27 protein-coding genes, 2 pseudogenes and 1 other annotated feature are annotated in these 26,982 nt (G+C 42.9%); of the genes and pseudogenes, 28 read left to right on the forward strand and 1 reads right to left on the reverse strand.

The genetic code is table 11. The features are described from left to right. Positions 1 to 131 precede the first annotated feature (131 nt). A complete protein-coding gene (locus tag JL57_RS35210; protein WP_291299564.1) occupies positions 132 to 281 on the reverse strand; it encodes a hypothetical protein in 150 nt (49 codons plus the stop codon). A gap of 153 nt (positions 282 to 434) precedes the next feature. Between JL57_RS35210 and JL57_RS21995 the strand changes: the two genes are divergently transcribed. From JL57_RS21995 to JL57_RS22125, 28 genes and pseudogenes are all read left to right on the forward strand, one after another. Next, positions 435 to 713, forward strand: a complete 279-nt coding sequence (locus tag JL57_RS21995) for a MoaD/ThiS family protein (protein ID WP_291300406.1) — start codon at positions 435 to 437, stop codon at positions 711 to 713. Positions 714 to 746: 33 nt separating this feature from the next. Next, the gene (locus tag JL57_RS22000; protein ID WP_034144079.1) at positions 747 to 1,562 is read left to right on the forward strand and encodes a methyl-accepting chemotaxis protein; all 816 of its coding nucleotides are present in this window, start codon (positions 747 to 749) and stop codon (positions 1,560 to 1,562) included. 19 nt (positions 1,563 to 1,581) lie between these two features. Continuing rightward, positions 1,582 to 2,112 (forward strand): hypothetical protein, encoded by a 531-nt coding sequence (locus JL57_RS22005; protein ID WP_034144080.1) that lies wholly within the window; start codon positions 1,582 to 1,584, stop codon positions 2,110 to 2,112. A 429-nt stretch (positions 2,113 to 2,541) separates the two neighbouring features. After that, the gene (locus JL57_RS22010) at positions 2,542 to 2,820 is read left to right on the forward strand and encodes a MoaD/ThiS family protein (RefSeq protein WP_291300407.1); all 279 of its coding nucleotides are present in this window, start codon (positions 2,542 to 2,544) and stop codon (positions 2,818 to 2,820) included. 94 nt (positions 2,821 to 2,914) lie between these two features. Then, positions 2,915 to 3,709, forward strand: coding sequence for a HesA/MoeB/ThiF family protein (locus JL57_RS22015; protein WP_291300408.1), 795 nt, complete (start codon positions 2,915 to 2,917; stop codon positions 3,707 to 3,709). A 373-nt stretch (positions 3,710 to 4,082) separates the two neighbouring features. Further along, complete coding sequence (locus tag JL57_RS22020; protein ID WP_034144081.1) at positions 4,083 to 5,129, forward strand: TRAP transporter substrate-binding protein; 1,047 nt, start codon at positions 4,083 to 4,085, stop codon at positions 5,127 to 5,129. Positions 5,130 to 5,207: 78 nt separating this feature from the next. Further along, complete coding sequence (locus tag JL57_RS22025; protein WP_034144082.1) at positions 5,208 to 5,684, forward strand: TRAP transporter small permease; 477 nt, start codon at positions 5,208 to 5,210, stop codon at positions 5,682 to 5,684. Continuing rightward, the gene (locus JL57_RS22030; protein ID WP_034144083.1) at positions 5,681 to 6,988 is read left to right on the forward strand and encodes a TRAP transporter large permease; all 1,308 of its coding nucleotides are present in this window, start codon (positions 5,681 to 5,683) and stop codon (positions 6,986 to 6,988) included. Before JL57_RS22025 ends, JL57_RS22030 begins: the two co-directional genes overlap by 4 nt. 80 nt (positions 6,989 to 7,068) lie before the next feature. Beyond that, positions 7,069 to 7,230, forward strand: a complete 162-nt coding sequence (locus JL57_RS35215; RefSeq protein WP_291300409.1) for a hypothetical protein — start codon at positions 7,069 to 7,071, stop codon at positions 7,228 to 7,230. Between the two features lie 29 nt (positions 7,231 to 7,259). Beyond that, complete coding sequence (locus JL57_RS22035) at positions 7,260 to 9,041, forward strand: methyl-accepting chemotaxis protein (protein ID WP_034144084.1); 1,782 nt, start codon at positions 7,260 to 7,262, stop codon at positions 9,039 to 9,041. 266 nt (positions 9,042 to 9,307) lie between these two features. Next, entirely contained in the window at positions 9,308 to 10,294 is a 987-nt protein-coding gene (locus tag JL57_RS22040; protein WP_291300410.1) for a nitronate monooxygenase family protein, read from the forward strand. 43 nt (positions 10,295 to 10,337) lie between these two features. Further along, the gene (locus JL57_RS22045) at positions 10,338 to 10,616 is read left to right on the forward strand and encodes a MoaD/ThiS family protein (protein WP_291300411.1); all 279 of its coding nucleotides are present in this window, start codon (positions 10,338 to 10,340) and stop codon (positions 10,614 to 10,616) included. 282 nt (positions 10,617 to 10,898) lie between these two features. Next, positions 10,899 to 11,540 (forward strand): annotated as a pseudogene (locus JL57_RS22050) (HesA/MoeB/ThiF family protein). A 156-nt stretch (positions 11,541 to 11,696) separates the two neighbouring features. Next, on the forward strand, positions 11,697 to 12,386 hold the full coding sequence (locus tag JL57_RS22055) for a metal-dependent hydrolase (RefSeq protein ID WP_034144085.1): 690 nt from the start codon (positions 11,697 to 11,699) through the stop codon (positions 12,384 to 12,386). Positions 12,387 to 12,430: 44 nt separating this feature from the next. Continuing rightward, positions 12,431 to 13,360 (forward strand): phosphosulfolactate synthase, encoded by a 930-nt coding sequence (locus tag JL57_RS22060; RefSeq protein WP_034144086.1) that lies wholly within the window; start codon positions 12,431 to 12,433, stop codon positions 13,358 to 13,360. A 227-nt stretch (positions 13,361 to 13,587) separates the two neighbouring features. Next, positions 13,588 to 13,720, forward strand: a sequence feature (ribosomal protein L20 leader region). A 29-nt stretch (positions 13,721 to 13,749) separates the two neighbouring features. After that, entirely contained in the window at positions 13,750 to 14,265 is a 516-nt protein-coding gene (infC, locus tag JL57_RS22065) for a translation initiation factor IF-3 (RefSeq protein ID WP_291300412.1), read from the forward strand. A gap of 21 nt (positions 14,266 to 14,286) precedes the next feature. Further along, on the forward strand, positions 14,287 to 14,484 hold the full coding sequence (rpmI, locus tag JL57_RS22070) for a 50S ribosomal protein L35 (RefSeq protein WP_034144088.1): 198 nt from the start codon (positions 14,287 to 14,289) through the stop codon (positions 14,482 to 14,484). Between the two features lie 28 nt (positions 14,485 to 14,512). After that, entirely contained in the window at positions 14,513 to 14,872 is a 360-nt protein-coding gene (gene rplT / locus JL57_RS22075) for a 50S ribosomal protein L20 (RefSeq protein ID WP_034144089.1), read from the forward strand. Positions 14,873 to 14,953: 81 nt separating this feature from the next. Further along, positions 14,954 to 15,748 (forward strand): RNA methyltransferase, encoded by a 795-nt coding sequence (locus tag JL57_RS22080; RefSeq protein WP_034144090.1) that lies wholly within the window; start codon positions 14,954 to 14,956, stop codon positions 15,746 to 15,748. 418 nt (positions 15,749 to 16,166) lie between these two features. After that, entirely contained in the window at positions 16,167 to 17,189 is a 1,023-nt protein-coding gene (gene pheS, locus JL57_RS22085; RefSeq protein ID WP_034144091.1) for a phenylalanine--tRNA ligase subunit alpha, read from the forward strand. Between the two features lie 12 nt (positions 17,190 to 17,201). Further along, complete coding sequence (pheT, locus tag JL57_RS22090; RefSeq protein ID WP_034144092.1) at positions 17,202 to 19,607, forward strand: phenylalanine--tRNA ligase subunit beta; 2,406 nt, start codon at positions 17,202 to 17,204, stop codon at positions 19,605 to 19,607. A 36-nt stretch (positions 19,608 to 19,643) separates the two neighbouring features. After that, on the forward strand, positions 19,644 to 19,901 hold the full coding sequence (gene zapA, locus JL57_RS22095) for a cell division protein ZapA (protein WP_034144093.1): 258 nt from the start codon (positions 19,644 to 19,646) through the stop codon (positions 19,899 to 19,901). A 15-nt stretch (positions 19,902 to 19,916) separates the two neighbouring features. Next, the gene (locus JL57_RS22100; protein WP_034144094.1) at positions 19,917 to 20,468 is read left to right on the forward strand and encodes a helix-turn-helix domain-containing protein; all 552 of its coding nucleotides are present in this window, start codon (positions 19,917 to 19,919) and stop codon (positions 20,466 to 20,468) included. Between the two features lie 298 nt (positions 20,469 to 20,766). Next, complete coding sequence (locus JL57_RS22105) at positions 20,767 to 22,014, forward strand: benzoate/H(+) symporter BenE family transporter (protein WP_045691708.1); 1,248 nt, start codon at positions 20,767 to 20,769, stop codon at positions 22,012 to 22,014. 162 nt (positions 22,015 to 22,176) lie between these two features. Then, positions 22,177 to 22,851 (forward strand): uracil-DNA glycosylase, encoded by a 675-nt coding sequence (locus JL57_RS22110; protein ID WP_034144095.1) that lies wholly within the window; start codon positions 22,177 to 22,179, stop codon positions 22,849 to 22,851. A 630-nt stretch (positions 22,852 to 23,481) separates the two neighbouring features. Then, positions 23,482 to 23,679, forward strand: a complete 198-nt coding sequence (locus tag JL57_RS22115) for a hypothetical protein (RefSeq protein ID WP_034144096.1) — start codon at positions 23,482 to 23,484, stop codon at positions 23,677 to 23,679. Positions 23,680 to 23,684: 5 nt separating this feature from the next. Next, positions 23,685 to 24,637 (forward strand): annotated as a pseudogene (locus tag JL57_RS22120) (polyprenyl synthetase family protein). Further along, entirely contained in the window at positions 24,618 to 26,972 is a 2,355-nt protein-coding gene (locus JL57_RS22125) for a sensor histidine kinase (RefSeq protein WP_034144097.1), read from the forward strand. Before JL57_RS22120 ends, JL57_RS22125 begins: the two are co-directional and overlap by 20 nt. The last annotated feature ends 10 nt before the right edge of the window (positions 26,973 to 26,982 follow it).

The following is a 26,982-nucleotide window of genomic DNA, read 5'->3' on the forward strand; positions in this document are numbered from 1 at the left end:
CCGTTAGGCTACTATTAGGGCTCTCTGCCATATGCCGAGAACGGCACTTAGGCAGGTCACGTTTGACGCTCCATATAGTGTCTCCATACGTAGGTATCCGGTTGGTCTATACCCTGCTTACCGCAGGTGCGTCAATGGGCCTGCTTATACCCAATCCTTTTTATATTGGGGATACCCATTGATACCGGGGTTAATTCCGGCAGCGCCTCAAGCCACAGACCCGGATTCAGCCCATAGGCTTTACCATATATGGCCTGACTCGCCAGGCTACTCGACAGCAATTGCAGTCTAATCCTGACTTTACCGACATGCTGTTGTCCCCCAGAGGCTTTCGCATAAAGTTAGTCGGTTGTCTTACATCGCAATGCAGGAGCGATGATTTCTAGGAAATATATATGAAGCGCACAACGTGCGCACTAAAGGAGAGCTGAAAAGTGAACAATATCACCGTGCGATTGCCAGCCTCAATCGCCCACCTTGCCGGCGATAACAAACTGGTTGAATGTTCAGCCTATAGTATTGCTGAATGTATACAGGACTTAGACGTAAGGTTTGCGGGACTTAAAGATGTATTGTGTGATTTGGATGGTAATATATCAGATTTATTTTTTATTTTTGTTAATTGGGAAAATATAACTAATTTGCGGGGGGTTAAGACTCCCTTACAAGATGGTGATGAACTGACAATTATACCGGCGACAGCAGGTGGTTAATAAGGATTTATAACAACGAAAGGGGAATTCATAATGTTGGAGTATTTTCAACAAATACTTCCGCTACTTCACGCTACAGCATTTGGCAAAGGAACGGCTGGGTTATTTGACCGGGAAAAATATCTTTCTATAATACAAGGAACAAAAATTGCGATTCCAGTTAAAGCTGGTGACTTATTAGCTCCTGAAAGTAGTTCATATCAAGTAATTCAATCCGGAAAACCGATTATCGGAGAGGTTGTATCCCAAATTATGGATGTTCCTTATTTTGTGGCTGTCTTTCCTATTATTAGGGACGATGTGATTATTGGGGGAATGATAGTTGCAGTTCCAACGGAAATGAACCAGATTAGTAAAGAATTAAAGGATACTTCCAGCACTTTGACTATTTCTTTGGAACAAATTTCGAGCGTAATTCAAAACATAGCCGCCTCGGCCCAAATTCTAGCTAACGCCGGACAAACAATAACCCAATCTTCGCAAAATGTTCATCGCAAAGCTGAGGAAACAGAGAAGGTTGTTCACTATATTAATTCAGTGGCTACTAACACCAAACTTTTAGGACTAAATGCCTCAATTGAAGCAGCTCGGGCAGGGGAAAGCGGACGTGGTTTTGGTGTTGTTGCCCATGAAATTCAAAGGATGGCGGTTTCCAGTGCAGGTTCGGCCAAGGAAATCCGTACAATTCTTCTAGAAATTCGCAATTTAATTGGTGACATGGCCGATGATTTAGCTAAATTTAGCGGTCATACTCAAGAAGTAGCGGCCTCGATTGAGGAAATTGGAGCTTCGATTTCCTCTCTACTGGATGTTTCCCAACATCTTAACGATTTGGCTGCGAAACTGTAGCCGCAATTGGAGGTGCATTATGATTGTTGATCAGCCAGACTCCCATTATATATTTGTATTTTCCAAGAAATATGTCTACAGCGGTATTAACTATATCAAATACAAAAATAAACCATTAACTAATAAAGAATATTTGCAGTATTGGGGCAAATGGTTAGTCTTAGGGAAAAGGGAAGAACTAGAGGAACTCGCTAATAGGCTTGATCCTTATGTTGAGCGGGAGCAGATTCCTTGCATCAAGTTTGACCGGGCGGTGCAGAAGGAGTTTGAGGAGATGTTACTAAGAGAATGCGTGATGTGCATTTACTGTGATGAGCGGCAGCGTGAAGACGTTTGGAAAATCCTTGCGCAAGAAGGAGTAACAAGCAAAGCATGGCAATACGAAAAAAATACCATGGAGGCATGGCTCCCTGGAGGTCGTTTGCTTGAACGCTGGATTAAAGCAAGAGGGTTAACGGAAAGTGATGCAGAGTGGGTGAGGGAGGACGCTGAGCGATATTTCGCCCAATTTGAAGATGAAGATGCCATCTTTTCCGGAGTAATCCAATAGCCCTCGTGATGGCTTATTGTGGTCAGGCAGTAGGTTTGATTGTTGCTGAAAATCGTGTGGGAGGAAAAACAGTCGGGGGGGGATTATGAACCTTGAAGAATTACAAAGTTAGAGTTTTTAGAGTTTGATGAACTTAATATCATTCTTCAACAAATGTCACACCAAGAATTGGATGAACTTCAAGCTTGTGTTATAAGAAGAATGAAGGAAATACAGGAAGATATGTTATTCAACACCAATTTTTCTTAATTATACTAGCGGAGCAGTCCAAGGATTCGATTAATGATATTCCTTCCGTAAGTACAGTTGTAGATTCCTTTATTATAGGCGCATGAGAAATCGGCGAAAGATTGATCGACATGGGTCTATTAAAACCATCATAAAAAAATTTTGGGGGCAGGGAATTAGTTAAAAAAGGGGAGATAAAACGTGAACAATATCATCGTGCGACTGCCAACCTCAATCGCCCACCTTACCGGCGATAACAAAGTGGTCGAATGTGCGGCTCACAGTATTGTCGAATGTATACAGGACTTAGACGTAAGGTTTACGGGACTCAAAGATATATTGTGTGATTTGGATGGTAATGTATCAGATCTTTTCTTTGTTTTTCTTAACGGCGAAAACAGAGCCTATTTGCAGGGCCTGAAGACTACCTTACAAGCTGGTGATGAACTGACTATTATACCGGCGGCAGCCGGTGGTTAATTTATAGGGTGTTGTCATGAATTGATGTGCGAGTAACTGTAGAAAATTGTACATGAACCAAGCCTTAGTGCAATGGGCGAGGAGAAAGTACAAATTGGAGGTAGTTATGGTAAAAATGGGGGTTGAACTAAGCGAGGAAGAACTCGAAAGATATCAAAGACAGATAATTTTACCTGAAGTTGGGATAAAAGGACAACAAAAAATAAAGGCTGCCAAGGTTCTTCTTGTAGGGGCTGGAGGATTGGGTTCTCCAGTCGGTTTCTATCTAGCGGCTGCCGGTATTGGTAAAATCGGAATTGTGGACAGTGATGCAATAGATCTGAGCAACCTGAATCGTCAGGTTCTACATCGGAACGGAGATCTCGGGCGGGCTAAGGCAGAATCTGCTCGGCTAGCCCTCAAGAATTTGAACCAGGATATAGAAGTGCTTGCATATCCGATGAGATTAACTCAACAAAACGCCGAAAAGACAGTAATGGATTACGACATGGTCGTCGATTGTAGCGATAATTTCCCGGCCCGTTTCCTGATGAACCAGGTGTGTGTACACTCTGGTAAACCTTTCTTTTACGGCGCGGTATCTGGTTTTGAAGGGCAAATGATGACTATAATTCCAGGATTAACTCCGTGTTACAATTGCCTCTTCCCTAATATGTCAACCTCACCTGATAAACCTATCCCTGTTATTGGTGTGGTACCGGGTGTAATTGGTATGATTCAGGCTACCCAAGTACTTAAGTACATTCTTGGTCAGGGGGATTTGCTGGTTGGGAAGTTATCGCTCTATAACGCGCTCAAGCTTGACCTTCTTAAAGTGGACGTAAAAAGAAGCCTCCTGTGCCCAGTCTGTAGTGTGGTGGATACATCATGGTGTGAGCCAACGCCTTGATTATGTCTCATTACGGGACAATTTTTAAGAATAAGGCACTAGATACATTGATCAGAGCATGTTCAGAGCGAAGTGTTTTAGGTTAGGATAGTTGTTCTTCGCAACGAGTGTTCGTTTGTAGTACAATTTTTGGCAAGCCCTAAATATTGGGCTACGGGCAAATTGGCATAGAACTTGCGATTGGAATGAGGATGCGTTCGAAATATTCGCAATTATTAGATAAAAATATCTGCGGAAGAATCCGAGGACGTACGGGCGATGATGCAAGGAGGGGATGGTAAGCGAAATAGGGCAATCGAGGAGAAACGTGAGAATTTTACTGCGCATACGATGGAAAAGAGAACATAAGAGCTCACGAAGAGGAGGAATATCAATGTTAAAAAAATATACTAAATTAATTGTAGTCTGGACAGTTTTAATAGTTCTAAGTCTAGCAGGTTGCGGGGGGCAAGGAGGAAATACTTCAGAGAATGACCAAGCTCAAAAAAAAGTGATTCGTTTAAGTCATGCCTTACCGGAAAATCACTATATTTCTGCCCAAATGCGGGCTTGGGCGGAGCTGGTGATGGAGAAATCCAAGGGCCGGGTGGAAGTTCAGGTCTATCCAACCGGGCAACTGTATAAAGACGCTGATGTCTTAGAAGCGGTACAAACGGGTGCGATTGAGGCCGGGCATGCCTATGATTTTAATTTGGCTAAATCGGTCCCTGAAGCGCGGGTTTTTGCGGCGCCATTCCTTTTTGAAGGAAAAGTGACTGAGATAACTCAAAAAGTTTTAACCAGTTCAATCCGCAGTCGTTTAGAGACTGAGATGGAAAAACAGGGAATGAAAGGGATTTTATTTCTTCCTTGGTCAATGGAAGAAGGCGGGGTGATCACAAGTAAACAAGTTAAGACTCCGGCCGATGCTAAAGGGCTAACCTTACGGGCTACAGGTCCTGATACCGCAGCGATTTACCAACAGTGGGGAAGTAATATATCTTATCTCAACGGTTCTGAATTGTACACGGGTTTACAGCGCGGAGTAATTCAAGGCTCCGAAGGAACGGTGACCACTTCGGTCGAACGGAAACTCTATGAGGTTGCTCCTAACTTCACAATTTTGCCCTATAGCGCACGGGTATCAATGATTATAATGAATAAGAAATTTTACGATAAGTTGCAACCGGAACTTCAGAAGGCTATTAGTGAGGCTACTAAAGAAGTCGAAGACAAGACTGTGGCAGCCGCTAAGACTAATTTAGAGGCTGTCTTAAAGGCTGGTGCCGAAAAAGGCGTTAAGATTTACACCCCAACTCCAGAAGAACTTAAGCAATTTATTGGGGATAGAGATAAGCTTTGGCAGTCACTTTATAAAGATTACCCACAGATCTTAGCTGATATTAAGGAAATTCAAGCAATTAAATCCCAATTGAAATAGTAATAGTTGGAATAGAAATTGCCTCTCCTGTCATAGGGAGAGGCAACATACAAACGCTTTGAAATTGGGGGTTTGTTTATGGACTTGATAAGAAAGGTGTCGGCCGCAGCCCACACCCTAGCTGGCATAATTCTTGGAGTGATGTTCCTATCGATGGTAGCCAATATCATTGCTCGGAAACTTGGAGTTTCCATGATATGGGTTGAAGAGTTGAGCGGTTATGGGGCGGTTTGGGCGACTTATCTGGGGATAGCTTTTGCCCTTAGGGAGGAGAGACACGTACGTGTTGATATTCTAACCAGAAAACTACCACCGAGAGGACAAGAGCTGATGCGTTTCTTAGGTGATCTGGTTTGCGTGGTTTTTAGCGCCTTGATTACATGGAAAGGGTTTTATTTGATTTGGTCCTCCTACATTTCGGGACGGCATACCCCTTTTTTGGAAATACCAATCTACCTGTTGCAAATTGTTTTGCCGGTGGGTATGATTCTTTTCGGTCTTGAAGCGTTGATGGATGCAGTTAGATATCTAAACGGAAAGGAGAATGCTCTATGACCAGTCTTATACTGCTAGCGGTTATCCTCCTGATTGTGCTGCTATTTATAGGAACGCCCGTGCCTGTGGCCTTAGGTTTCGCAGGTTTAATTGGTCTCTATGCTCTTAGCGGAGAAGGAGCGCTTGTAGTCGCTGCCAAGGTAATGTTTGATACCGTCAATGACTTTATTTTTCTGGCTATACCCTTGTTTATCTTAATGGGGACTATCTTGGGCAGGGGAAGGATAGGAGAAAAGCTATATTACCTGTTTGACGTTTTTCTACGCCAAATTCCCGGCGGCGTAGGCATTGCCACGATTTTGACCTGTGCATTTTTAGCGGCTATGATTGGAACGAGCGTGGCTATTGCGGCTATGGTAGGTTCCTTCGCAATTTCTAATCTGATGAAATATGGTTACAGTTTCCCTTTGTCTTTGGGTATATGTGTGGCTGGGGGGGCCTTGGGCATCCTGATTCCACCCAGTGTACCTATGATAGTGTATGGCGCTTTCACCCAGGAATCTACGGGCAGCTTATTCATGGCTGGCGTGGTCCCAGGCATGCTGGCGGTTATTCTTTTCTCAATTTATGTGGCTTGGGAATATCTTCGTTCCCCAGATAAACAAAAAGTTGTTGCAGCTACCTGGAGTGAAAGATGGGTTGCCTTTAAAGAAGGTATCTGGGCTTTAATTATCCCCATCGGGGTCATTGTACCTATGTATACAGGGTTGGCGACCGTCACGGAAATAGCGGCCTTAGGCGTTCTATGGTCTTTTTTAATTGGTATTTTCATTTATCGCACAATAAAGATTAAAGATATTATCCCGATCTTGAGGGAAGCAATAAATAATTCCGTCATGGTTATGTTCATAATTTGTGGGGCAATTGTTTTTGGCAATGCTGTAACTCAATTTGGCTTAGGAAGAGCTATAAGCAGCTTTTTTGTAAGCAATGGTTTTCCTCCGGTGACTTTTCTTCTTATCACCATGGTTGTTATGTTTATAATGGGGATGTTTCTTGAAGGTGCCTCGATTATGATGATCATAATACCCATACTTTTACCTACTTTGATAGGCTACAAAATGGATCTCATTTGGTATGCAGTCTTGATGGTAATTAATATCGAGGTAGGCCTCTTAAGTCCTCCTGTAGGACTCAATCTTTACGCGATTGATAGTGTTGCTAAAGGTTTAGGATTTCCCAGCACACTTGGTGCGGTAATCCGTGGAAGTTGGCCGTTTATGGCGATTTACGTTCTTGTCCTGATTATTGTGGGATTTGTGCCGTCTCTAGCACTTTGGTTGCCGTCACATATGCTGAAATAAAGCAATTGGAGGTACACAGTGATCGTTGTTCAGCTAGGCTCCCATTATATATTTGTATTTTGAAATATGTCTACAGAGGCTTGAACTATATCAAATACAAAAACAGCAAAGCCTGGCAATACGAACAAAAGACGATGGAGGCATGGCTTCCCTGTGGACGTTTGCTTGAGCGCTGGATTGCTGCGAGAGGGCTAACGGATGCTGCTAAGGTAGTTTTTTTCATTAATAACTTACGGGAATAATTAACAATGCTGATTATGGGGGTAAAACATTGAAAAATTTCAATCGATCTATTTATATTGGAATTTACGGCAGTCTATTGGTGCCTATGATCACATGGTTTTTATGCCAGATATATTTCGGGTATATCAGTATCCAGGAATTCCTGCAAATACTTATTCCGCCTAAATTATGGATGGTATACGTTTTTGTGGTTGTCTTGATGGTTTACCTGTACATGAACAAAAAGCTGAAAAGTATTGATGACTACTTAAAGAATCCAAGTATTGTTGCGCTGCAGGAAGTTCAAAAAGATATAACTCGCATCTCAAAATTCATCATGCTCATCCTGTTCCTATTCCTTGCCTTCGGGCCCAGTACCGTTATTTTGTTCGAACCCTCTTATACGAAAATGGAGTATCTTTTATCTGAGCTTGTTGTCATCGCCCTTGTTTTTGTGTTTGCAGTTCCTTGGTTAGCCTATACACTTATGCAGATTGACAAGTTGACAGCGACCATTCCCTTGGCAGAAGGCAAGGCGTTTTTTTCCATGAAGGTAAAACTGGTACTCAACGTGGTTACTACTGCATTTGGTACTGCACTCTTTCTCATCGTTTTAAATATTAGTTTATCGCTTCCTGTTTTCAGTTTAGAGGATTTAAAACATTTACAAAGCACTATCATACAAAAAAATTCTGTGATCGCAATATTGTGTCTGGCTGCCATTTTTATTAATCTATATATGCTGATCAAACAGCTTGTCGTTCCTATACACGAGGTGAATGAAGCATTAAAGGACATATCCCAGGGGGAAGGGGATCTTACAAAAAGACTTGCTACGGTTTCAAGGGATGATATTGGGAAACTTGTAGCTCGTTTCAATGTGTTTGTTGATAAGACGCATACTATGGTTAAGCTGGTAAAAGACAATACGGACAAGGTTGTCAATTCTACACTTCAACTGACGGATATTAATAAAAGCAACTATGAATCTTCCCAAGAAGTCGTGAAAGCCATTGACGAAGTGGCTAGGGGGGCTTCTGTGCAAGCTACGGACCTGTCAAACATCAATTTGACGTTCACTACTTTCGGACAAGAATTGGAGAACACATCAAAACAGATGGGTGTGATTGCAGCCAAGGCCCAAGTTACGGCTGTAAGTGCCAGTAAAGACAGCAAGAGGTTAACAGAACTCATTGGTTCTATCTATAAAATCGGCAATTCCTTTAACGAAATCGGGGAAAAAATTAAGAAGCTGAGCGAAAATATTCGCAACATCAATAATATCACGGATGTTATTAAAAATATTGCAGGCCAGACGAATTTGTTAGCTTTAAATGCTGCTATAGAGGCTGCCAGAGCCGGAGAAGCCGGTAAAGGATTTTCAGTGGTAGCGGATGAAATCGGGAAGCTAGCCGAGCAGTCCAAGGTTTCATCGGAAAACATCCAGCTTCTGTTAAAAAGCATTGATGTGGATACGGAACAGGTGGTTGAAACAACCTCAGATTTAAGCCTGGACCTAAACAACCAGATTCACGTCATCCAGGGTGCCATGGAATCCTTCAAACAACTCATTGATGCTGTGTATGAAATTGAACCGGGAATGGAGACCGCCTTGGGAATGATTCTGCAGGTAAATGAGAGGAAAGGCAATATACTCGAAAAGGTCGAAGAAATTTCTTCTGTTTCTGAAGAAACCTCTGCCGCATCTCAAGAAATCTCTGCTACAACGCAATGCATGAATGATGAGCTGGAAAAAGCGTATGCATATTTTCAAACCTTAAATACCCTCACGGCTGAACTAAAAGCGCAATTCAACCAGTTCAAAGTCTGATTACAGGAATCCTTATACCATCATTTCTCAAGAATCACACTACCTTAAGTGCCTTACCAGGATGAGTGGCGTATTTGCTTGAGTGCTGGATTGATCGAGAGGGCTGACGGGCGGTGGTGGAGAGCGGGTGCGTTGCTTTACCCAAGCCTTTGCGATAAAGATGCCATCTTTACCGGAGTAATTCAAGAGCCCTCGTGTTGCGGACGGAGTTGGTAACTTTAAATTGCAGGATTGCAATTTAAAAAAATATTGGAGGGAGTGGAAGTATGATGTTTAGAACTGGAATTACCCAGCTTTTGGGCATCAAATATCCAATTATAATGGGGAGTATGCACTGGATTACAGATGCCAAGTTGTCTGCTGCTGTCTCTAAGGCAGGCGGTCTCGGTATTATTTCTTCTGCACGGTTTAAAGATGGTGATGAGCTGAGGGAAGAAATTCGAAAGGCCAAGCAACTAACCGATAAGCCTTTGGGGGTAAATATCAGTCTTAACAGGGCTGCATCCTTGGCATCAAGCACTGAATTTATCCAAGCCGTGATAGAGGAGCGCATTCCGGTGGTGGAGACCGCTGGAGTGAGGAGCCCTGAAGAGGTTATCTATCCGCTGCATGCAGCCGGGATAAAGGTGATTCATAAAGTGGCCTCTATTAAACATGCCATTAAAGCAGAACAATGCGGGGCTGATGCGGTGGAAATAGTAGGATTTGCTAATGGCGGCAATGTTGGTATGGATGATGTTTCTACCATGGTGTTAGTTCCAAAGGCTAAGGATCTGTTAAAGGTTCCGATAATTGCCGGAGGGGGGATCGCCGATGCCCGTGGTTTCCTAGCGGCACTGGCGCTTGGGGCAGAGGGGGTGGTTGTTGGGACGCGGTTCATGGCCACCTTAGAATCCCCCGTTCATTTTAAGTTCAAGCAATTGCTGTTAGATTCCCAAGAAAATCAAACAGTCCTAGTACAACGTTCGATCCGTAATACCCATCGGACGTTGATAAATGATGCTGTTCGTCTAGTGTTGGAAATGGAGGAGAGGGGAGCAGAGCTTGAAGAATTAAGGCCATGGATTAGCGGCGAGAAGTACCGCAGGTGTATTATTGAGGGACGATTACAAGAGGGAATGGCTTATTGTGGTCAGGCCGTAGGGTTGATTAATGATATTCCGTCCGTAAGTACAGTTGTAGATTCCTTTATTAAAGGGTCACGGGAAATTAGCGAAAGATTGATAGCTATGGGTCTATTGATACCATCATAAAACTATTTGTTGCAGGAATGAGTTAGAAAAGGGGAGATGAAAAGTGAGCAATATTACCGTGCGACTGCCAGCCTCAATTGCCCACCTTACCGGCGATAATAAAGTGGTCGAATGTGCGGCTCACAGTGTTGTCGAATGTATACAGGACTTAGACGTTAGGTATACGGGACTCAAAGATATATTGTGTGATTTGGATGGTAATGTATCAGATCTTTTCTTTGTTTTTCTTAACGGCGAAAACATAGCCTATTTGCAGGGAATGAAGACTACCTTACAAGCTGGTGATGAGCTGACTATTATACCGGCGGCAGCCGGTGGTTAATTCTAAACCATTCAGTCCTCTACCTCACTATTCCAACGGGCTCGGCGAAGGCCGAGAGTCTATTAAAATTGCAGGAGGGGGGATCCTAGTTCCCGGTAGAAGGAAATCATTAACTTATTTTGCAACAAGGGGAATCTAGACCAAGCAAGTGAAAAATATAAACGTGGTATTTAATCTGGCCAGCGTAGCTATAGTCGGTGCCAGTTTTGATATGGGGAGAAAGTACAATTTGGTAGTTATGCTTAAAACGGGAGTAGAACTAAGCGAGGAAGAACTCGAAAGATGTCAAAGACAGATAATTTAGCTGAAGTTGGGATAAAAGGGCAACAAAAAATTAAGGTTGCCAAGGTTCTTCTTTTCTATCTAGCGGCTGCCGGTATTGGTAAAATCGGAATTGTGGACAGTGATGCAATAGATCTGTGCAACCTGAACCGTCAGGTTCTACATAGGAACGGAGATATCGGGCGGGCTAAGGCAGAATCTGCCCGGCTAGCCCTTAAGAATTTGAACCCGGACATAGAAGTGCTTGCTTAGCCGATGAGATTAACTCAACAGAACGTCGAACAGACAGTAATGGATTATGACATGGTCGTTGATTGCAGTGATAATTTCCCAGCCCGTTTCCTGATGAACCAGGTGTGCGTACACTCTGATAAAGCTTTCTTTTACGGCGCGGTATCTGGTTTTGAAGGGCAAATGATGACTATAATTCCAAGATTAACTCCGTGTTACAATTGCCTCTCCCCTAATATGCCAACCCCACCTGGCAAACCTATCCCAGTTGTTGGTGTGGTACCGGGTGTAATTGGTATGATTCAGGCTACCCAAGTTCTTAAGTACATTCTTGGTCATGGGGACTTGCTGGTTGGGAAGCGCTATTGCTCTATAACGCGCTCAAGCTTGACCTTCTTAAAGTGGACGTAAAAAGAAGCCCCCTGTGCCCAGTCTGTAGTGGGGTGGATAGATCATGGTGTGAGCCACCCCCTTAATTATGTCTCATTACGGGATATTTCTTGTGAATAAGGCACTAAATACATTGTTCAGGGTGAAGTGTTTTGTATTGGGAAAGGAGAGACGAGGATGTCAAAAATCACATTTAACGGGCACGCTTGTGTTACTATCGAGGAAGGAGGTTTCAGGGTAATTGTAGACCCGTGGCTAAGCGGCAACCCGGTGGCTAAGCTCAAACCTAACCAGGTTAAAGTCGATGCTGTATTAGTAACGCATGGGCATTTTGACCATATGACAGATGCTTTGGCCATTGCCAAGCAGTGTGATGTACCCATTATAGGGACGGCGGAACTAGCAGCTTTCTTTGAAGCTCAGGGTGCCAAAACCCATGCGATGCATATCGGTGGCAGTCACCAGTTTCCGTTTGGTTGGATCAAGCTCACACCTGCCTGGCATGGCTCAGCTGTTATGACTGATCAGGGTAGTATCTATACAGGAAGTCCCTGCGGTTTCCTGGTGAAGTTAGGTGATAAGCTTATTTATCATGCGGGAGACACGGGATTGTTTATGGATATGAAGTTAATCGGAAGCCTGAATAAAATTGATCTGGCTCTGCTGCCCATCGGGGATAATTATGTCATGGGGCCAAATGATGCAGCCATAGCTGCGGAATATGTTTCTGCCAAGGTTACTGTGCCCATTCACTATAACACATTTCCTTTGCTCAATCAGAATCCGGAAGAATTTAAAAATTTAGTGGAGAGCAACAAAGCTGGCAGCGTTGTGATCCTTGAACCTGGTGATATCTACGAGTTTTAGTTTGCTACGTCGTACAAGGTACAGCAAGGAAGGGGAATATTGAAATGGAACTATTGCCAATACTAAAAAAATTTCAGGATCAATTGGATGCCGATTCAGAACGTACCCACAAACCCAGGAAAACTGGAATTACAATGGTATTGATTATGGATGTCGCCAATTACGGACCAAAATACGTAGAGCCTTTTCAGGAACTCGTGGATCGAATTAAGCTATTGGACACCTTCTGGCATCACGATATTAAAATTGTACAAGAAGCAGTTGAGGGGTTTCGAAATATGGACATGGGCGTGGCCTTGGGCGGCACCCAATTTGAGATCGCCAAAGCGCAAAAAAACATTAAGGAGTATATTAAGCTTCTAAAACAATTGGGAATCAACGAGGTCGAAGTGGAAAACCATGGTTCTGGGACCACGCTCCAAGAAATGCAAGATGAAGTCAAAATGTTTAAAGATGAGGACTTTATTGTTGTGGGTGAAGTTGGAAAAAAATGGTGGTGGAAAGATCCGACCAGAGTGTCTCGCGATTTAATTTCCGTGGAAAGAACTTTGGAGCAGGCTTTGGGGTTGATTGAGGCCGGTGCGGACTATGTCTACTGGGAAGGGATGATTGTACGAGGTTTGATAGGTACCCAGTTGGAGAACAAACATGGACAAAAGCAGCTACTGGAAGTGGCCAAAGCAATAGACCCGACAAAGCTGATCTTTGAATTGTGGGACGACCGGAATTTGCCAAATCATCCCTTGATTGCTTGGCTGGTCAAAGAGTTCGGACCAAACGTAAACCTTGCCAATATTATGCCCTGGGATGTGAAAACAGTGGAATGGATCCGGCATGGTATAATCTACGAAATGGATCATCCGTACATGCGTTGGGCTCAGGACAAGTCAGCGGTGAAGAAATGGTGGCAAATAGAAAGTCCCGATTATGACATTGATATGGAACGTGGTTACCAGCTTAAACCTCCTTTTTAAAGCTGAGTATTTGTAAAAGTCAAAGGTTTCTTTCACTCCCGCAATGAATGGGGTATATTCGAAGTTCAGTGTACCAGCAAGCAGGGAACCCGAGTAAATTTCGTGCTGATCCGAGGGAAAGGCAGCGGTATGTTGTCCTGGTTTATTTATTAATGGAGAAAATCATGCTTCAGCTCTGGGTGGGAAGATAAGGAATTGACATGATAAAGTTTTTGATGTAAAATACTTAAGTCAAGTAGAAGCCATCCGCTTCTCACCTTACGGCGTTCGTTGTTAAGGTATCTTCTGGTCCTGAGCTTAATTTTTTGCTCGTGATTGTATAGAAGACGGGTGGTAATTCATCCGTCTTTTTTGTTTTGAGCTGATAAATTTTTTGGAGGTGGTTTCTTATTAGCAAGGACTTAAGACTCAATGACGAAATCCGGGTTCGGGATGTTCGTCTCGTCGGAGAAGAAGGGGAACAACTGGGGATCATGGCGACTAGAGATGCCTTGGCCCTCGCAATCGAGAAATCGTTAGATCTCGTTGAGATTGCACCGACGGCCAAACCCCCAGTCTGCAAACTAATGGACTATGGCAAGTACAAATACGAGCAAGCCAAACGGGACAAAGAAGCTCGTAAAAAACAAAAAAGCATGGAAATCAAAGAAGTCAAGTTACGTCCCAATATTGAGGACCACGACTTCGAAACCAAAGCCCGCAACGCCCAACGCTTTTTGTTGGAGGGGGATAAAGTAAAGGTAACGATCATGTTCCGTGGAAGGGAAGTTACCCACCCGGAACTTGGAAAAGCCTTATGCGTAAGACTCGCCGAGTTTTGTAAGGCCGAGTCTACGGTTGAGCGCGAAGCAAAACTTGAGGGTCGAAACATGATCATGATTTTAGCTTCAATCAAACACGATTAATAGCAAAAGGGGGATTACGAAATGCCAAAAATGAAAACCCACCGAGGCGCAGCAAAGCGCTTTAAGAAAACAGGAACCGGCAAAATTATCCGTATGCATGGATACACTAGCCACATGTTAGAGAAGAAGTCGCCGAAGGCAAAACGCAATTTGCGCAAATCTACGGTGATGCATAAATCTGATGCCAAACGAATTGCAAATTTAATTGCTTATCTATAAAAACTGGAGTTAAAAGGAGGTCTTTGACATGGCCCGTGTAAAAAAAGGCATGACCAAACATGCTCGCCACAAGAAAATATTAAAATTAGCTAAAGGATACCGTGGAGCAAAAAGTAAACTCTACCGCCCAGCTAATGAACAAGTCCTAAAATCCTTAGCTTATTCCTATGCTCATAGAAAAGATAACAAAGGTAACTTCCGTAAGCTCTGGATCGCCAGAATCAACGCAGCTGCCCGCATAAATGGTTTATCCTATAGTCGCATGATGGACGGCTTGAAGAAAGCCGGAGTTACAGTCAATCGCAAGATGCTGGCTGAACTCGCAATCAGCGATGCTGCAGCGTTTACGGAAATTGTCAATGTTGCTAAGGTACAAATCAAGGCTTAAAACAGAGAGGGTGCGAAGGCATCCTCTTTTTGGACTAGGCAGAAAGTATAGCTTTCTTGACTCGCTCCTGGAGGTGCATGGATGATTGAGTCTTTACAGAATGAACAGGTAAAATATGTTGTCTCCTTACAGCGACGTAAAGCTCGCGAAGAAGCTCAGTTGTTCGTGGTCGAAGGATGGCGCTTTGTCGAGGAGGCAGTTTCTAGAAATGCTCCGATCAAAAAGGTCTATGTTTGTTTAGACCGCGAGCCACTAGAGTGGCAGTCTCTGCTAAAAGGGTTACGGGATCGAAGCATCCCTTTTGAGGAAGTGGATGAGCGGGTTCTGCGCAAGATGAGTGCGACAGAAGAACCGCAAGGGATTTTAGCGGTTGTTCGCCAAACCAATCACTCCTGGTCAGAGGTAACCATTGATCAGCAAACAGTCTTGCTAATTATTGATGGTATTCAGGATCCGGGAAATTTGGGCGCAATTTTGCGTACAGCGTTGGCGGCAGGAGTCCGTTATGTCTGTATGACCCCAGGGACGGTAGATGTCTATAATTCTAAAGTATTGCGCAGCACCATGGGGGCTATTTTTTCGCTAATTCTCCTGCCTTCAAGCCAACCGGGGGATATCTTAGAATTTTGCCATCAACACGGTTTGAGTGTCTTCATGGGGGATATCCAGGGAGAAGCGGTTTACCGCACCACCTTATCAGAGGGGCCACTGGCGCTGATTGTCGGGAATGAGGGCAAGGGTCCTTCGCAATCCTTTAAAACGGAGGATGTTCAGCGTGTTACGATACCGATGGCTCAAAATGTGGAGTCCCTTAATGTAGCCATGGCTACGGGTATCTTACTCTACGAAATTGTACGCCAAAGGGATTTCTTGTAAAACTTTGTAGAGAATGCTATAATTTTCTGTGAACATACTCTTTGTAAAGTTACATATAACAATACGATGATCAGGTTAAAACGGAGTCTTTTCTTTTCAGGGAGGCGTGGCCTAGACTGTGAGCCAGCTAAGAAGATACCCACCTCCTTCATCATGTGAAGAGGTTAAAAATTCGCCTGGGAGTGGTCTGCTGATTTGTAGGTAGACCCGGTCTCCTCCGTTAACAGGAACTTAAGTGTGGCCGGTTTGGTCAAACTAGGGTGGTACCGCGAGAATGAACTCTCGTCCCTTTCGCAGGGGGCGGGTGTTTTTTATTTAGCTAAATCTAAAGACTTTTTACAAAATAACAATATAACGAAGGCGACGACACCGAGATGGATCGGGTTGGAATGCGTCTGAATGGAAAGGGTGGTTAAACTTGAAAAAGGAAATACAGCGCATTGGAGAGGAAACGTTACGGGTACTGAAGGAGCTGGAGAGTTCGGAAGCGCTCCAAGAGCTTAAAGTGAAAATTCTCGGAAAAAAAGGTACTTTAACTGCAATGTTGCGTCAAATGGGGAGCTTAAGTCCTGAGGAACGGCCGATTATGGGGCAAGTGGTTAATGAAGTACGTAGTCGTTTAGAACAAGCTTGGGAGGAGCGTAGTGCGGAGCTCGAAGCCTTCGTCTTAGAGAAAAGGTTGACTTCGGAGCGCATCGACATAACATTACCGGGAATGCGTATTCCGCGTGGACATCATCACCCTCTGACACAAGTAATGGAAGAGATTGAAGATATCTTTTTAGGTATGGGATTCCAAATTGCTGAAGGACCCGAAATTGAGTCAGACTATTATAACTTTGAAGCCCTTAATCTACCGAAGGAGCATCCAGCTCGTGAAATGCAGGATTCCTTCTATATTACCGAAGAAATTTTACTTCGCACTCAAACCTCTCCGGTTCAGGTTCGAACCATGGAGAAGCTCTTTCCTCAACTGCCCGTAAAAATCATTGCTCCGGGAAAAGTCTATCGAAATGATGATGATGCAACCCATTCTCCGATGTTCCACCAGGTAGAAGGACTTGTAGTGGATCATGGGATTCGCATGTCAGACCTTAAGGGGATTCTCTTAAATTTCTCTCGCCAAATGTTTGGGGAATCTAGAGAGATTCGTTTAAGACCCAGCTTTTTCCCCTTTACAGAGCCCAGTGCAGAAGTGGATGTTTCCTGTATGCTTTGCGCGGGAGCAGGGTGCCGTCTCTGTAAAGGAACTGGCTGGATTGAAGTCTTAGGGTCAGGAATGGTTCATCCAAAGGTTTTAGAAGCAGGCGGATACGATCCTAAAGAAGTGACGGGTTTTGCCTTTGGTATGGGAGTTGAGCGTATTGCCATGCTGAAGTTTGGGATTGAAGATATGAGACTCTTATTTGATAATGATTTGCGCTTTTTGCAGCAGTTTTAAGGGGGAAATGTCATGAAAGTCAGTATGGAGTGGTTGCGTGAGCTGGTGGATGTCGATCAGAGTGCCGAACAATTAGCGGAAACTCTAACCCGTGGTGGGATTGAAGTAGAGGGTGTCGAGAATCTAAATAAAGGTTTCGAAAAAGTGGTGATCGGAGAACTAGTCAGTCTTACGAAGCATCCGGATGCCGATCGACTTTTAGTTTGTGACGTGAATGTGGGTCAAGAATCGGTGACGATCGTCACTGGAGCTCAGAATTTATTAGTTGGAGATCGGATTCCTGTTGCCATGGTGGGAGCGACCCTTCCCAATGAGCTTTCTATTCGGAAGTCAAAACTTAGAGGAGTTGTCTCCTTGGGTATGCTATGTTCCCGTGAGGAGCTTTTGCTGGATGAGACAGTAGGATTAGAGCGCAGTAAGGACGGAATTCTGATTTTGTCACCTGAGGCACCCGTCGGAGAGAACTTTGGCAGTTATTTAGGACGTGAAGATAGTGTCTTGGACTTAGAACTTTATCCGAACCGACCAGATTGTTTAGCTATGATCAATGTTGCTCGTGAAGTCGCTTCTCTTACCAGGAAAAAGCCCCATTTGCCCAAATGGGCGGACCACCATCAAGAGCTGTCCCTACCAACGGCTACGGATCTACGGATTGTCATCGAAGATGAAGAGTTATGCTGGCGATATGCAGGTCTAGTGGTTGAAGATGTTCATATAGAACCTTCTCCAGAATGGATGCAGAGACGGTTGAAGGCCGCAGGAGTTCGTCCCATTAATAATATTGTCGATATTACGAATTACTGCATGATGGAAATGGGGCAACCACTGCATGCTTTCGACCGAGATAAGATACAGGGGGATGTTCACGTCCGATGTGCGTATCCGGGGGAAAAAATCGTCACCTTAGATGGAGTGGAGCGGAACCTTCAAGTAGACACCTTGCTTATTGCAGATGACCACGTTCCTTTGGGGTTGGCTGGCGTTATGGGTGGCCTAGATAGTGAAGTGACGAAGGATACCAAGCGGCTGATGATTGAATCCGCTCATTTTTCTCAGGTCAGCATTCGCCGCACCAGTCGTCGTTTAGGGCTCAGGTCGGAGGCCTCTAATCGCTTTGAAAAGGGTCTTAATGCTCACGGAAGCGTGGCTACACTCGGCCGAGTTTGTGATTTGCTCCTTGAATTAGGGGCTGGCCGTCCTGTTGCCTTCGTCGATGAAGTGAAGAAGCTTCCCTCTGCCCGTCAAGTCAGCCTCTCAGCAGAGCATGCCTCAACCGTGCTAGGTGTGATACTTAAGACAGATGAGATACGTCAAGTCCTGGAGGATTTGAACTTTGAGTATAAGCAACAAAAAGGATTATTCCAGGTCGAGATTCCAGCTTACCGCTCGGACATTGAGATCGAAGAAGATCTCATGGAAGAAGTGGCCCGCTTAATCGGTTATGATAAAATCCCGACAACCCTGCCACAAGGAGATCTGACTCAAGGCAGTAGAACCCCAGAGCAGGAATTCCGCCGCCGCTTGCGAAGAACCCTAGTACAATCTGGAATGGATGAGGTACTGACATATACCTTTACTCGCGCAGAATCGGATGCACAATGGGGAAGTGCCCAACATTCAATTCCATTGCTTAATCCCTTGCGGGATGAACTCAGTGTCATGCGCACCTCTTTAGTACCGGGACTCCTTGATGTAGCAGCTCGCAATGTAGCACGCCGCAACATGGAAGTAAGTATTTTTGAGATAGGGAATACGTATTGGGGAGAAGAACAACCCTTGCGGGAGCTTCCACGAGAAGAATTGCGTGTGGCCGGAGTTGCGGTGGGTAAGAGCGGAAGGCATTGGCTTAATCAGCCAGTCAATAAGGATTTTTACTATCTGAAGGGTATCGTAGAAGAAATGGCCTTGGGATTTGGACTTAAATTAGAGTATCGTGTAGCAGAAAGTAAAAATTTGCTACACCCAGGGCGTTCAGCCGATATCTATTTGAAGAATCAATGCATAGGATTCCTTGGTGAACTACATCCATCTCTGGAAAAGGAGTGGGGGCTTGAGCGGGTGGTCGTCTTTGAATTAGAGTTGACTCCAATGATCGAGCAGATGAGACAAACCGTTCGTGCTTACTCCATCCCGCGTTTTCCAGCGATACAAAGAGATTTGGCTGTCGTCGTGTCTATGGAAATTTCGGCTGAGGCGGTAATGGCTAAGATACGCAAGCTCGGTGGGGAATTATTGCAACAAGTCAAGATCTTTGATGTCTATACTGGAAAGCCTATCCCTGACGATCACAAAAGCTTAGCGTTCTCATTACGTTACCAATCCTTAGAACGGACTTTAACGGATGAGGAAGTAAACCTGCTGAATTCGCGCATCTTAGACGGAATTCAGCAGGAGTTTGGCGCGGAGTGGCGAAAATAGAGAAATAGTAAGACAAAAAGAGAGCGAGGGGAATTTGTGGCACATGAATCAGTCAAAATCAGCGTTGAGATTTTTGGGGAAAAGCATGTGGTCCGCGGTGATGGGACAGCATCATATATCCTAGGGTTAGCCCATGATGTCGATAACAAGATGCGTCTGATTGCGCAAAGGCTACCTCGCTTGAGTGCTCACCAGGTTGCAATTTTGACTGCCCTGAATCTAGCCGATGAACTTGCAAAGCTGAAAGAAGAACAAGAGACCTTAATGCAGCTACTTGGAGAAAAAACTGAGTAGCATGGAGTACCGAAAATGAGATTTACTATTGGAAAAAACTTAAATAGTGTTAGAAAAAAACGGCGACTGAGTTTAGACAAAGTAGCCGAGTTAACGAGTGTCAGCAAAGCAATGTTAGGGCAGATCGAAAGAGGAGAATCTACTCCTACAATAAACACTCTTTGGAAAATAGCGACCGGTCTAAAAGTCTCATTTTCCTCCCTGTTAGCAAATGGGGAGGAAGGTAAAGAGACTCTCTTAATACACCACTCAGAAATAACCCCTATCATTGAAGAGAATGGGCAGATGAGAATCTATCCTCAATTCATTTTTGATATCAATAGGGGCTTTGAAGCGTTTATCATAGAACTTGAACCAGGCTGTAGTCATAGATCACCCCCTCATGATGAGGGGGTTGAAGAGTATATTAGTCTGATTGAGGGTACCTTAGAAATAGTTATCGGTGAGAATGTATATAGGCTAAATAAAGGGGATGCGATCCGGTATCTGGCCAATAAAGAACACATTTATCTCAATCTTTCCGATCAACTCACCAGTTTTCATCATTTAATTTACTATTTTCCCTGAAGAAAATTTCGCTGTAGATATGTAATAAAACACGACTAACACCTGTTAAGTCGTGTTTTATTATGCCCTAGTCAGACCGGATGCTCCTAACGCGGCACCTACCATTGATGATGTAAAAACGCTATTCTCATAGGAAAAAGTTTAATCGACTTCTGCCAGTTAGTATATGAACTTTTCCTAAGAAAAAAATCAAAAAGATTATTTTCTAAAGCTATTGAGCGCTATAACGCACACGTGATATACTCTATCCAGATGTGCGTTATAGCGCTCAATATAAAGTTTGAAAGGTATTGTTAAAATGAATTCTTTTGTAGTATTTTTTAGACAAATAAAATCAGATGCTTCGATCTCCGCTATTGTCGCTGGGCTAATTGCTGTTACTGTTGGGTTTGCAGGACCTGTACTGCTGATTTTCCAAGCGGCAAAAGTCGCTAACTTAAGCAATCTACATCTATCATCGTGGATATGGGCGATTTCTATCGCAAGTGGTCTGACGTCCATTATTTTAAGTCTTCGATTCAAGGCACCAGTGATTACTGCATGGTCAACACCAGGGGCTGTAATGTTAATCTCAGGTTGGAGTGCTTATGCCTATTCAGACTCCATTGGCGCATTTATTTTTTCCGGGATACTTATTACGATACTCGGATTCACAGGTCTTTTTTCCTCCTTTATGAAACGGATCCCTTACGCAATCATTACAGCAATGCTCGCGGGGATTCTACTTAAGTTTGGGGTAGATGTTTTTGTTTCTTTAAAACAGTTGCCTATGTTAGCGCTACCCATGATATTGGGTTATCTAGTATCCAAGCGCTGGTTTCCACGCTATGCTGTCGTTACGAGTTTGCTCCTGGGTCTCTTGATTTCTTATAGTCTAGGCATAGTAAACTTAGAAGGGGCCAGAGTTTTTCTTGTCCAACCCATCTTTACAAAGCCGACATTTTCACTTAGTTCGCTAATAGGGTTAGGAATACCACTCTGTATTGTAACGATGGCCTCGCAAAATGCCACGGGCCTCGGGGTACTAAGGGCTGATGGATACAATACTCCAGCAAATCCACTCATTATTGCTACGGGGGCCGCATCAATCCTCTTCGCTCCGTTTGGAGCCCATGGAATCAATTTATCTGCCCTAATAGCTGCGATCTGTACAGGGAAGGAGGCCCATCATGATCCGGATAGACGATATATTGCTGGAATTTCTGCGGGTCTTTTTTATCTGATTTTTGGCATTTTCGGGGCAACTATTGTTTCTGTTTTTGCGATCTTCCCTAGTGAATTGATTATTGTAATAACGGGATTAGCACTATTTGGATCAATAGGTTCAAGTCTTACCTCTGCAATGCAGGGTGAGGAAAAAAAGGAGGCGGCTCTGATAACTTTTCTGGTTACTTTATCCGGTATCTCAATTGCCGGAGTTGGATCACCTTTTTGGGGGTTAATTGCGGGTATAGTTACTGATTACATGCTATCGGGAGATCTAAGGAAAATGTTCTCTGCAAAGATGTTTCTACAAATGCGAGGAAAACATCGGAGAGTAGGCTGAGAGGTTAAGTCAACTCGCTCAACTAAAGAGGAGATGGGATACCCTTGAAGAAGCACTCAGTATTTCAAGGCATTGATTTGCTAAGTAATGATTGAATAGAAGAATTGAGGCTGGGGGCTAGTTCCTTTACCTAAATATGATATAATTTATCTGGGTGATAAGATGATTATTTTTAATAATGACTGGCAAAGCCTATTGTATGATGAGTTCAGTAAAGAATACTATCAAAAATTAAGGCAGTATTTGATAACGGAATACAAGACTAAGGTAATTTACCCGGATATGCATGATCTATTTAATGCCCTTCATTACACTGCTTATAAAGATATCAAGGTAGTTATTTTAGGACAAGACCCCTACCATGGACCCAATCAGGCCCATGGGCTAAGTTTTTCAGTAGAACCAGGAATAGCTCCGCCGCCATCCTTGCTAAATATTTTCAAAGAACTTAAGAGTGATTTGAATTGCTTTATTCCGAATAATGGCTATTTAAAAAAGTGGGCAGATCAAGGAGTGCTATTATTAAACACAGCACTGACCGTGAGGGCTGGACAGGCAAACTCGCATCGAAATATGGGGTGGGAGACCTTTACAGACCAGGTGATTACATTGTTAAACGAACGTCAGGATCCGATCGTCTTTATATTATGGGGAAACAATGCTCTTTCCAAGTCGGGCATAATAACTAACCCCAGCCACACTATCATAAAATCCCCCCACCCTAGTCCGCTCTCGGCGTCTCGCGGTTTTCTGGGGAGTAAACCCTTTTCTAGAACCAACAATTATTTAATTTCCATGGGGAAAACCCCCATAGACTGGCAAATTGAAAACCTATGACTCAACAAAGTTATGTAGGGGAACGCAATCATCCCCCACTTAAACACTGCGGAGTTTTGAAGTCGGGGTCTTCTTGCTGACTTTGATAAAATGAATGGAACGTACGACAACCCCTCAGAGCGAAAAGAAAGCATCTGAGGGGTTTGGTTTTTAACTGAATACAATTTTTCAGAAAGTTAGGAGCAGAATTTAGGGGTAAAATAGATTTTTGCAACGACAAAGAGCTCAAGGGCTTTGGATCGAGATTTGGAATTTCGGCAATTTTTAAGGAGATTTCTAATGCAAATCTGTACGTTACTGGTGATAGGGGAAGAAGAAAGGAGCCCTCACAGTCGATTTTCTTCAATAAAGCATTCTTTTGTCATGGTACGACAGTATAAGCTAAATTTCATAGCAGGAAAAGGAAGTTATAAGTAGAATTGAGTAAAAATGGAGAAACCGAAGGAGGGGTGCCTATCGAATGATAAATGCGCCATATCTGGGGTTCACTCTTTAGTAAGGGATGTTGCACTGTCATTAGAGATAGTTAAAGAAGAAATAATTGAAATATCTAAAATCCTTTAACCTTAAAAAATTAGGAAAATGAGTAAATGCTGTTTGTTAACAGAATAAGAAAGGGTGTTATGAAAAATGAGCTATGATAGTATTGCAGAACTGGTCAACGGCCTAGTCAAGAACCCGAAAAATTTGTTGTCGTTAGAAAACGGACTGCCTTCAACAGAACTAAAGACTCATGAATTTACGATCATTCAAAACGTATTTTCCAAGTACGAGGTATCAGAAGGCACCTTAACGATTGAAGCTTTTCCTTTGGTAAAGTGGGATTAAAAAAGATGAGCCTTCAGTTTGATCAAACTATTTCCACAGAAATAAATGAAATTCTGACCAGAGCTCAACTGAATGCAGAATTGTTACACCTGATCAAGTCCACGCTTAACGCTGAAGGCAAGACTGGTGAATTATTTCCGTGGGCAAACTTAACTTTATTAAGTTGTGAGTGTATAAGCGGGGAACCTGAATTTGCGCTGCCAGGAGCAATAGGGATGGAACTATTTGCACTGGCGGCAGATATTTTTGATGATATTCAGGATCAGGACAATGATGAGTTACCCTGGCGCAAACTCAGCAATGCTAACGCTCTAAACTTAGCCATTTGTCTACTTATGCTAAGCTATGAGGCAGTGTCCAATATACCAGATAATGGGCGATTTCGAGAAGTTAGCACAATCTTAAATCGTACGGGAATAAGTGCTATTGATGGTCAATTCCAGGAGTTCCAGTATGATAGTAGGGAGCAAGTTACTCTAGAACAATATTTTGAGCTAGTCAAGCGAAAGTCGGGAAGCTTAACGGCCTGTGCCTGTAAAATTGGGGCAACCTTAGGCGGTGCGTCAGAATCGTTAGTCTTGCAATTAGAGCAGTTTGGAACAAACCTTGGGATAATGAGCCAAATCAGAAACGATCTAAATGATTTCTTAGATTTCGAACAAAAAAAGATTTCCTTAATAATACGAAAACCCTGCCTTATGTCTATCTTTTAAGTATCCTCAAGAAGCAGCCCGAGCGGTTCCAGGCACTAACTCAACTGCAAGGCCAAGGATTACAAAGGTTTGGAGACGAAGAACGAGACTATCTAAAACAAATAGCCATCGATGAAGGAGTTGCCCATTACTGTAAAGTTATGTACGAAATCTTTCGCCAAAAAGCCATGGACATCATGATAGCAATACCTGTTATGGAAAAAGGCAAGGAGAAGTTGATCAAACTTGTTGAAGAATGTGTTTAGACGGCAAGCATATTACATTGCAAGTGTTGCTTTTATCGTATTAGGACTCGTATATTTTATAGTTACTATAAATCATCCTTATATTGGCCTTAACATCGAGAACGTTAATGGACAATGGCTTGTGATCGCCAGCGATCCGTATGGTGAAGGGTACCTAGCAGGGGTGAGAGTCGGAGACATAGTCCTAAAAATTAACGAAGATGTTCCAAGTAAATACAGCCTAGCCCAAAAATGGAGTCAAGTAGAAGGAGCATCTTCAATAGAATTCCGCAGGCCGGGTCAGCCAACAGATAACTTAATTAAATTACAAATTAGTACGGATCCGCTGAGAAACTTAAAAGAAGTACCTCTGCAAATTTTGGGCTTTGTTTTCTGGCTGTTGGGGTTTATGACATGGTTTAAGCGTCCTTTCCTGGCTCAAGCACGTTCAATATTTTGGTTTAACTGGATTATCGGTTTGGCGATAGTATTTGTTCCAGCTTCAGGTCGTTGTTTGTTTTTTGCTAGGGAGTTAGAGTATATGAGCATGTCATTAGTACCTATATTCCTTATTAATCTAGTCTCGATTTTTCCAAGAGAAAAAAGAAACCGAGTAAACCAGTTCAGCATTTATATGGTCACAATTATATCTATTATCATAATTATTTTTACTATTTTACAATCTATTGGTATCATCAACAATGTAAGTTTATTAAGAAAACTAGTATTATCAACTGTTATTATTGCCCTACTTTTAGCACTCTGGAATCTAGGTTCGCTAATAAAGCTGCCCAAAGAAAGCCCGGAAAGAAACCAAACGGGTATCCTTTTTATGAGTATGGTAATAGGGTTCTTTCCATTTGTTTTATTGACGGCTGTCCCTCAGTTATTTAACATTCAACCTATAAGGTACTCTGACTTCAGTTCCTTGTTTCTTTCCGTTGTGCCAGTCGCTTGGTATTATGTCATAGTCAATAAATATTTACCAGATAGCCGTCGGCTCTTAGGGACAATATTATCATTTTTCATTGTGGGAGTGATTATTAGTTTCGTTCTCTCGTATGTACTTTACTTTTTGAAAGTAGTAAAGACCTTAAATCTTGAGGTGTATATTGCTTCGCTATTTTTAACGATACTATTTATAGTCTGTATTAGCTTTATGCGAGCTATGATAAGAAATTTATTGGAAAAATTTGATTTTTTTTATGGAAACAAAGGTTTTAGAGAACGAGTTCTGAAGTTAAACGAAAGCCTGACTTCAATAAATGAAGAGGACAGAATATTAGAAGAAGTGGTGAAAAGCCTATCGATTGAGGGGGCTTTTATTGTCGTTGAAGATGGTAAAGGAGGATACCTAAAGAAGGCTCACGGAATGTTTTTGGAAAAACCAAGCCAACAAATCGAACTGGAGGAATTTTTCCAAGCGGATAATAGGGTTAACTTAGAAGCAAAAATACTTCCTGAGAGTTTTCCTGCTGAGATCTATATTCCCGTCGTTTCTGACGATTTTTATTGTGGTATATTTTTGGGCCATCATTATTCTCATGTCAAATTTGAACGAGATGAACTGCCCTTAATTACGCTAATCTCGAGTCAATTGGCCCAACGTTTAATAACGACGTTTGTCATCAAGGAACTGTCGAAAGAAATAGAATTCCTTGCTCAAAGATCACAAGACTCACAACGAAGGAATCAGGGGCTGCAAGGAATTACTACCTCTTTGGTTAGAAGTCTTGAGAAAGAGCGAAAATTAATAGCCAGCGATATAAACAATGGACCTTTGCAATTAGGGCTAGACTTGAATCGGTGGTTAAAATACCTTATTGAAGAATGCCCAACCGAAAGCAAAACGGCAAAGGCAATTTCTCATATGCGGGAGCTAGTAGAGAACTTGAATTTTGAACTTCGTGTAATATCGAATGATTTACGACCGCCCTCCTTAACTGATTTGGGATTGCTTACTGCCGTCGAATTAATGTGCGAAGAAATAATGCTGAAAGAACTATCTATTATTTCCTTAGAGACGGTAGGCTTTAACCGAGAAGACCGCTATAAGGAGGAGGTAGAATTAGCTGCCTACCGTTTTTTGCAGGAAGGGATTATGAATGCCGTGAAACACTCAGGTTCTAACAAGATAAAGCTGTTCATCGAGATGACCGAATCTAACCTTGAACTGACTGTTAGAGACTCGGGTAAAGGTTTCTATACTATCAAGATAGATGATTGGTCGCTGACGAGTGACCATTTTGGCATAGTTGGAATGAAAGAAAGAATAGAAAGCTTAGGTGGTAATCTTCAAATCAGTTCGGAAATTCATCGGGGCACGATGCTCAAAGCTGTCATCCCGATCATATAGGTTAAATAAA

Source organism: Desulfosporosinus sp. BICA1-9 (genome assembly GCF_000802135.1).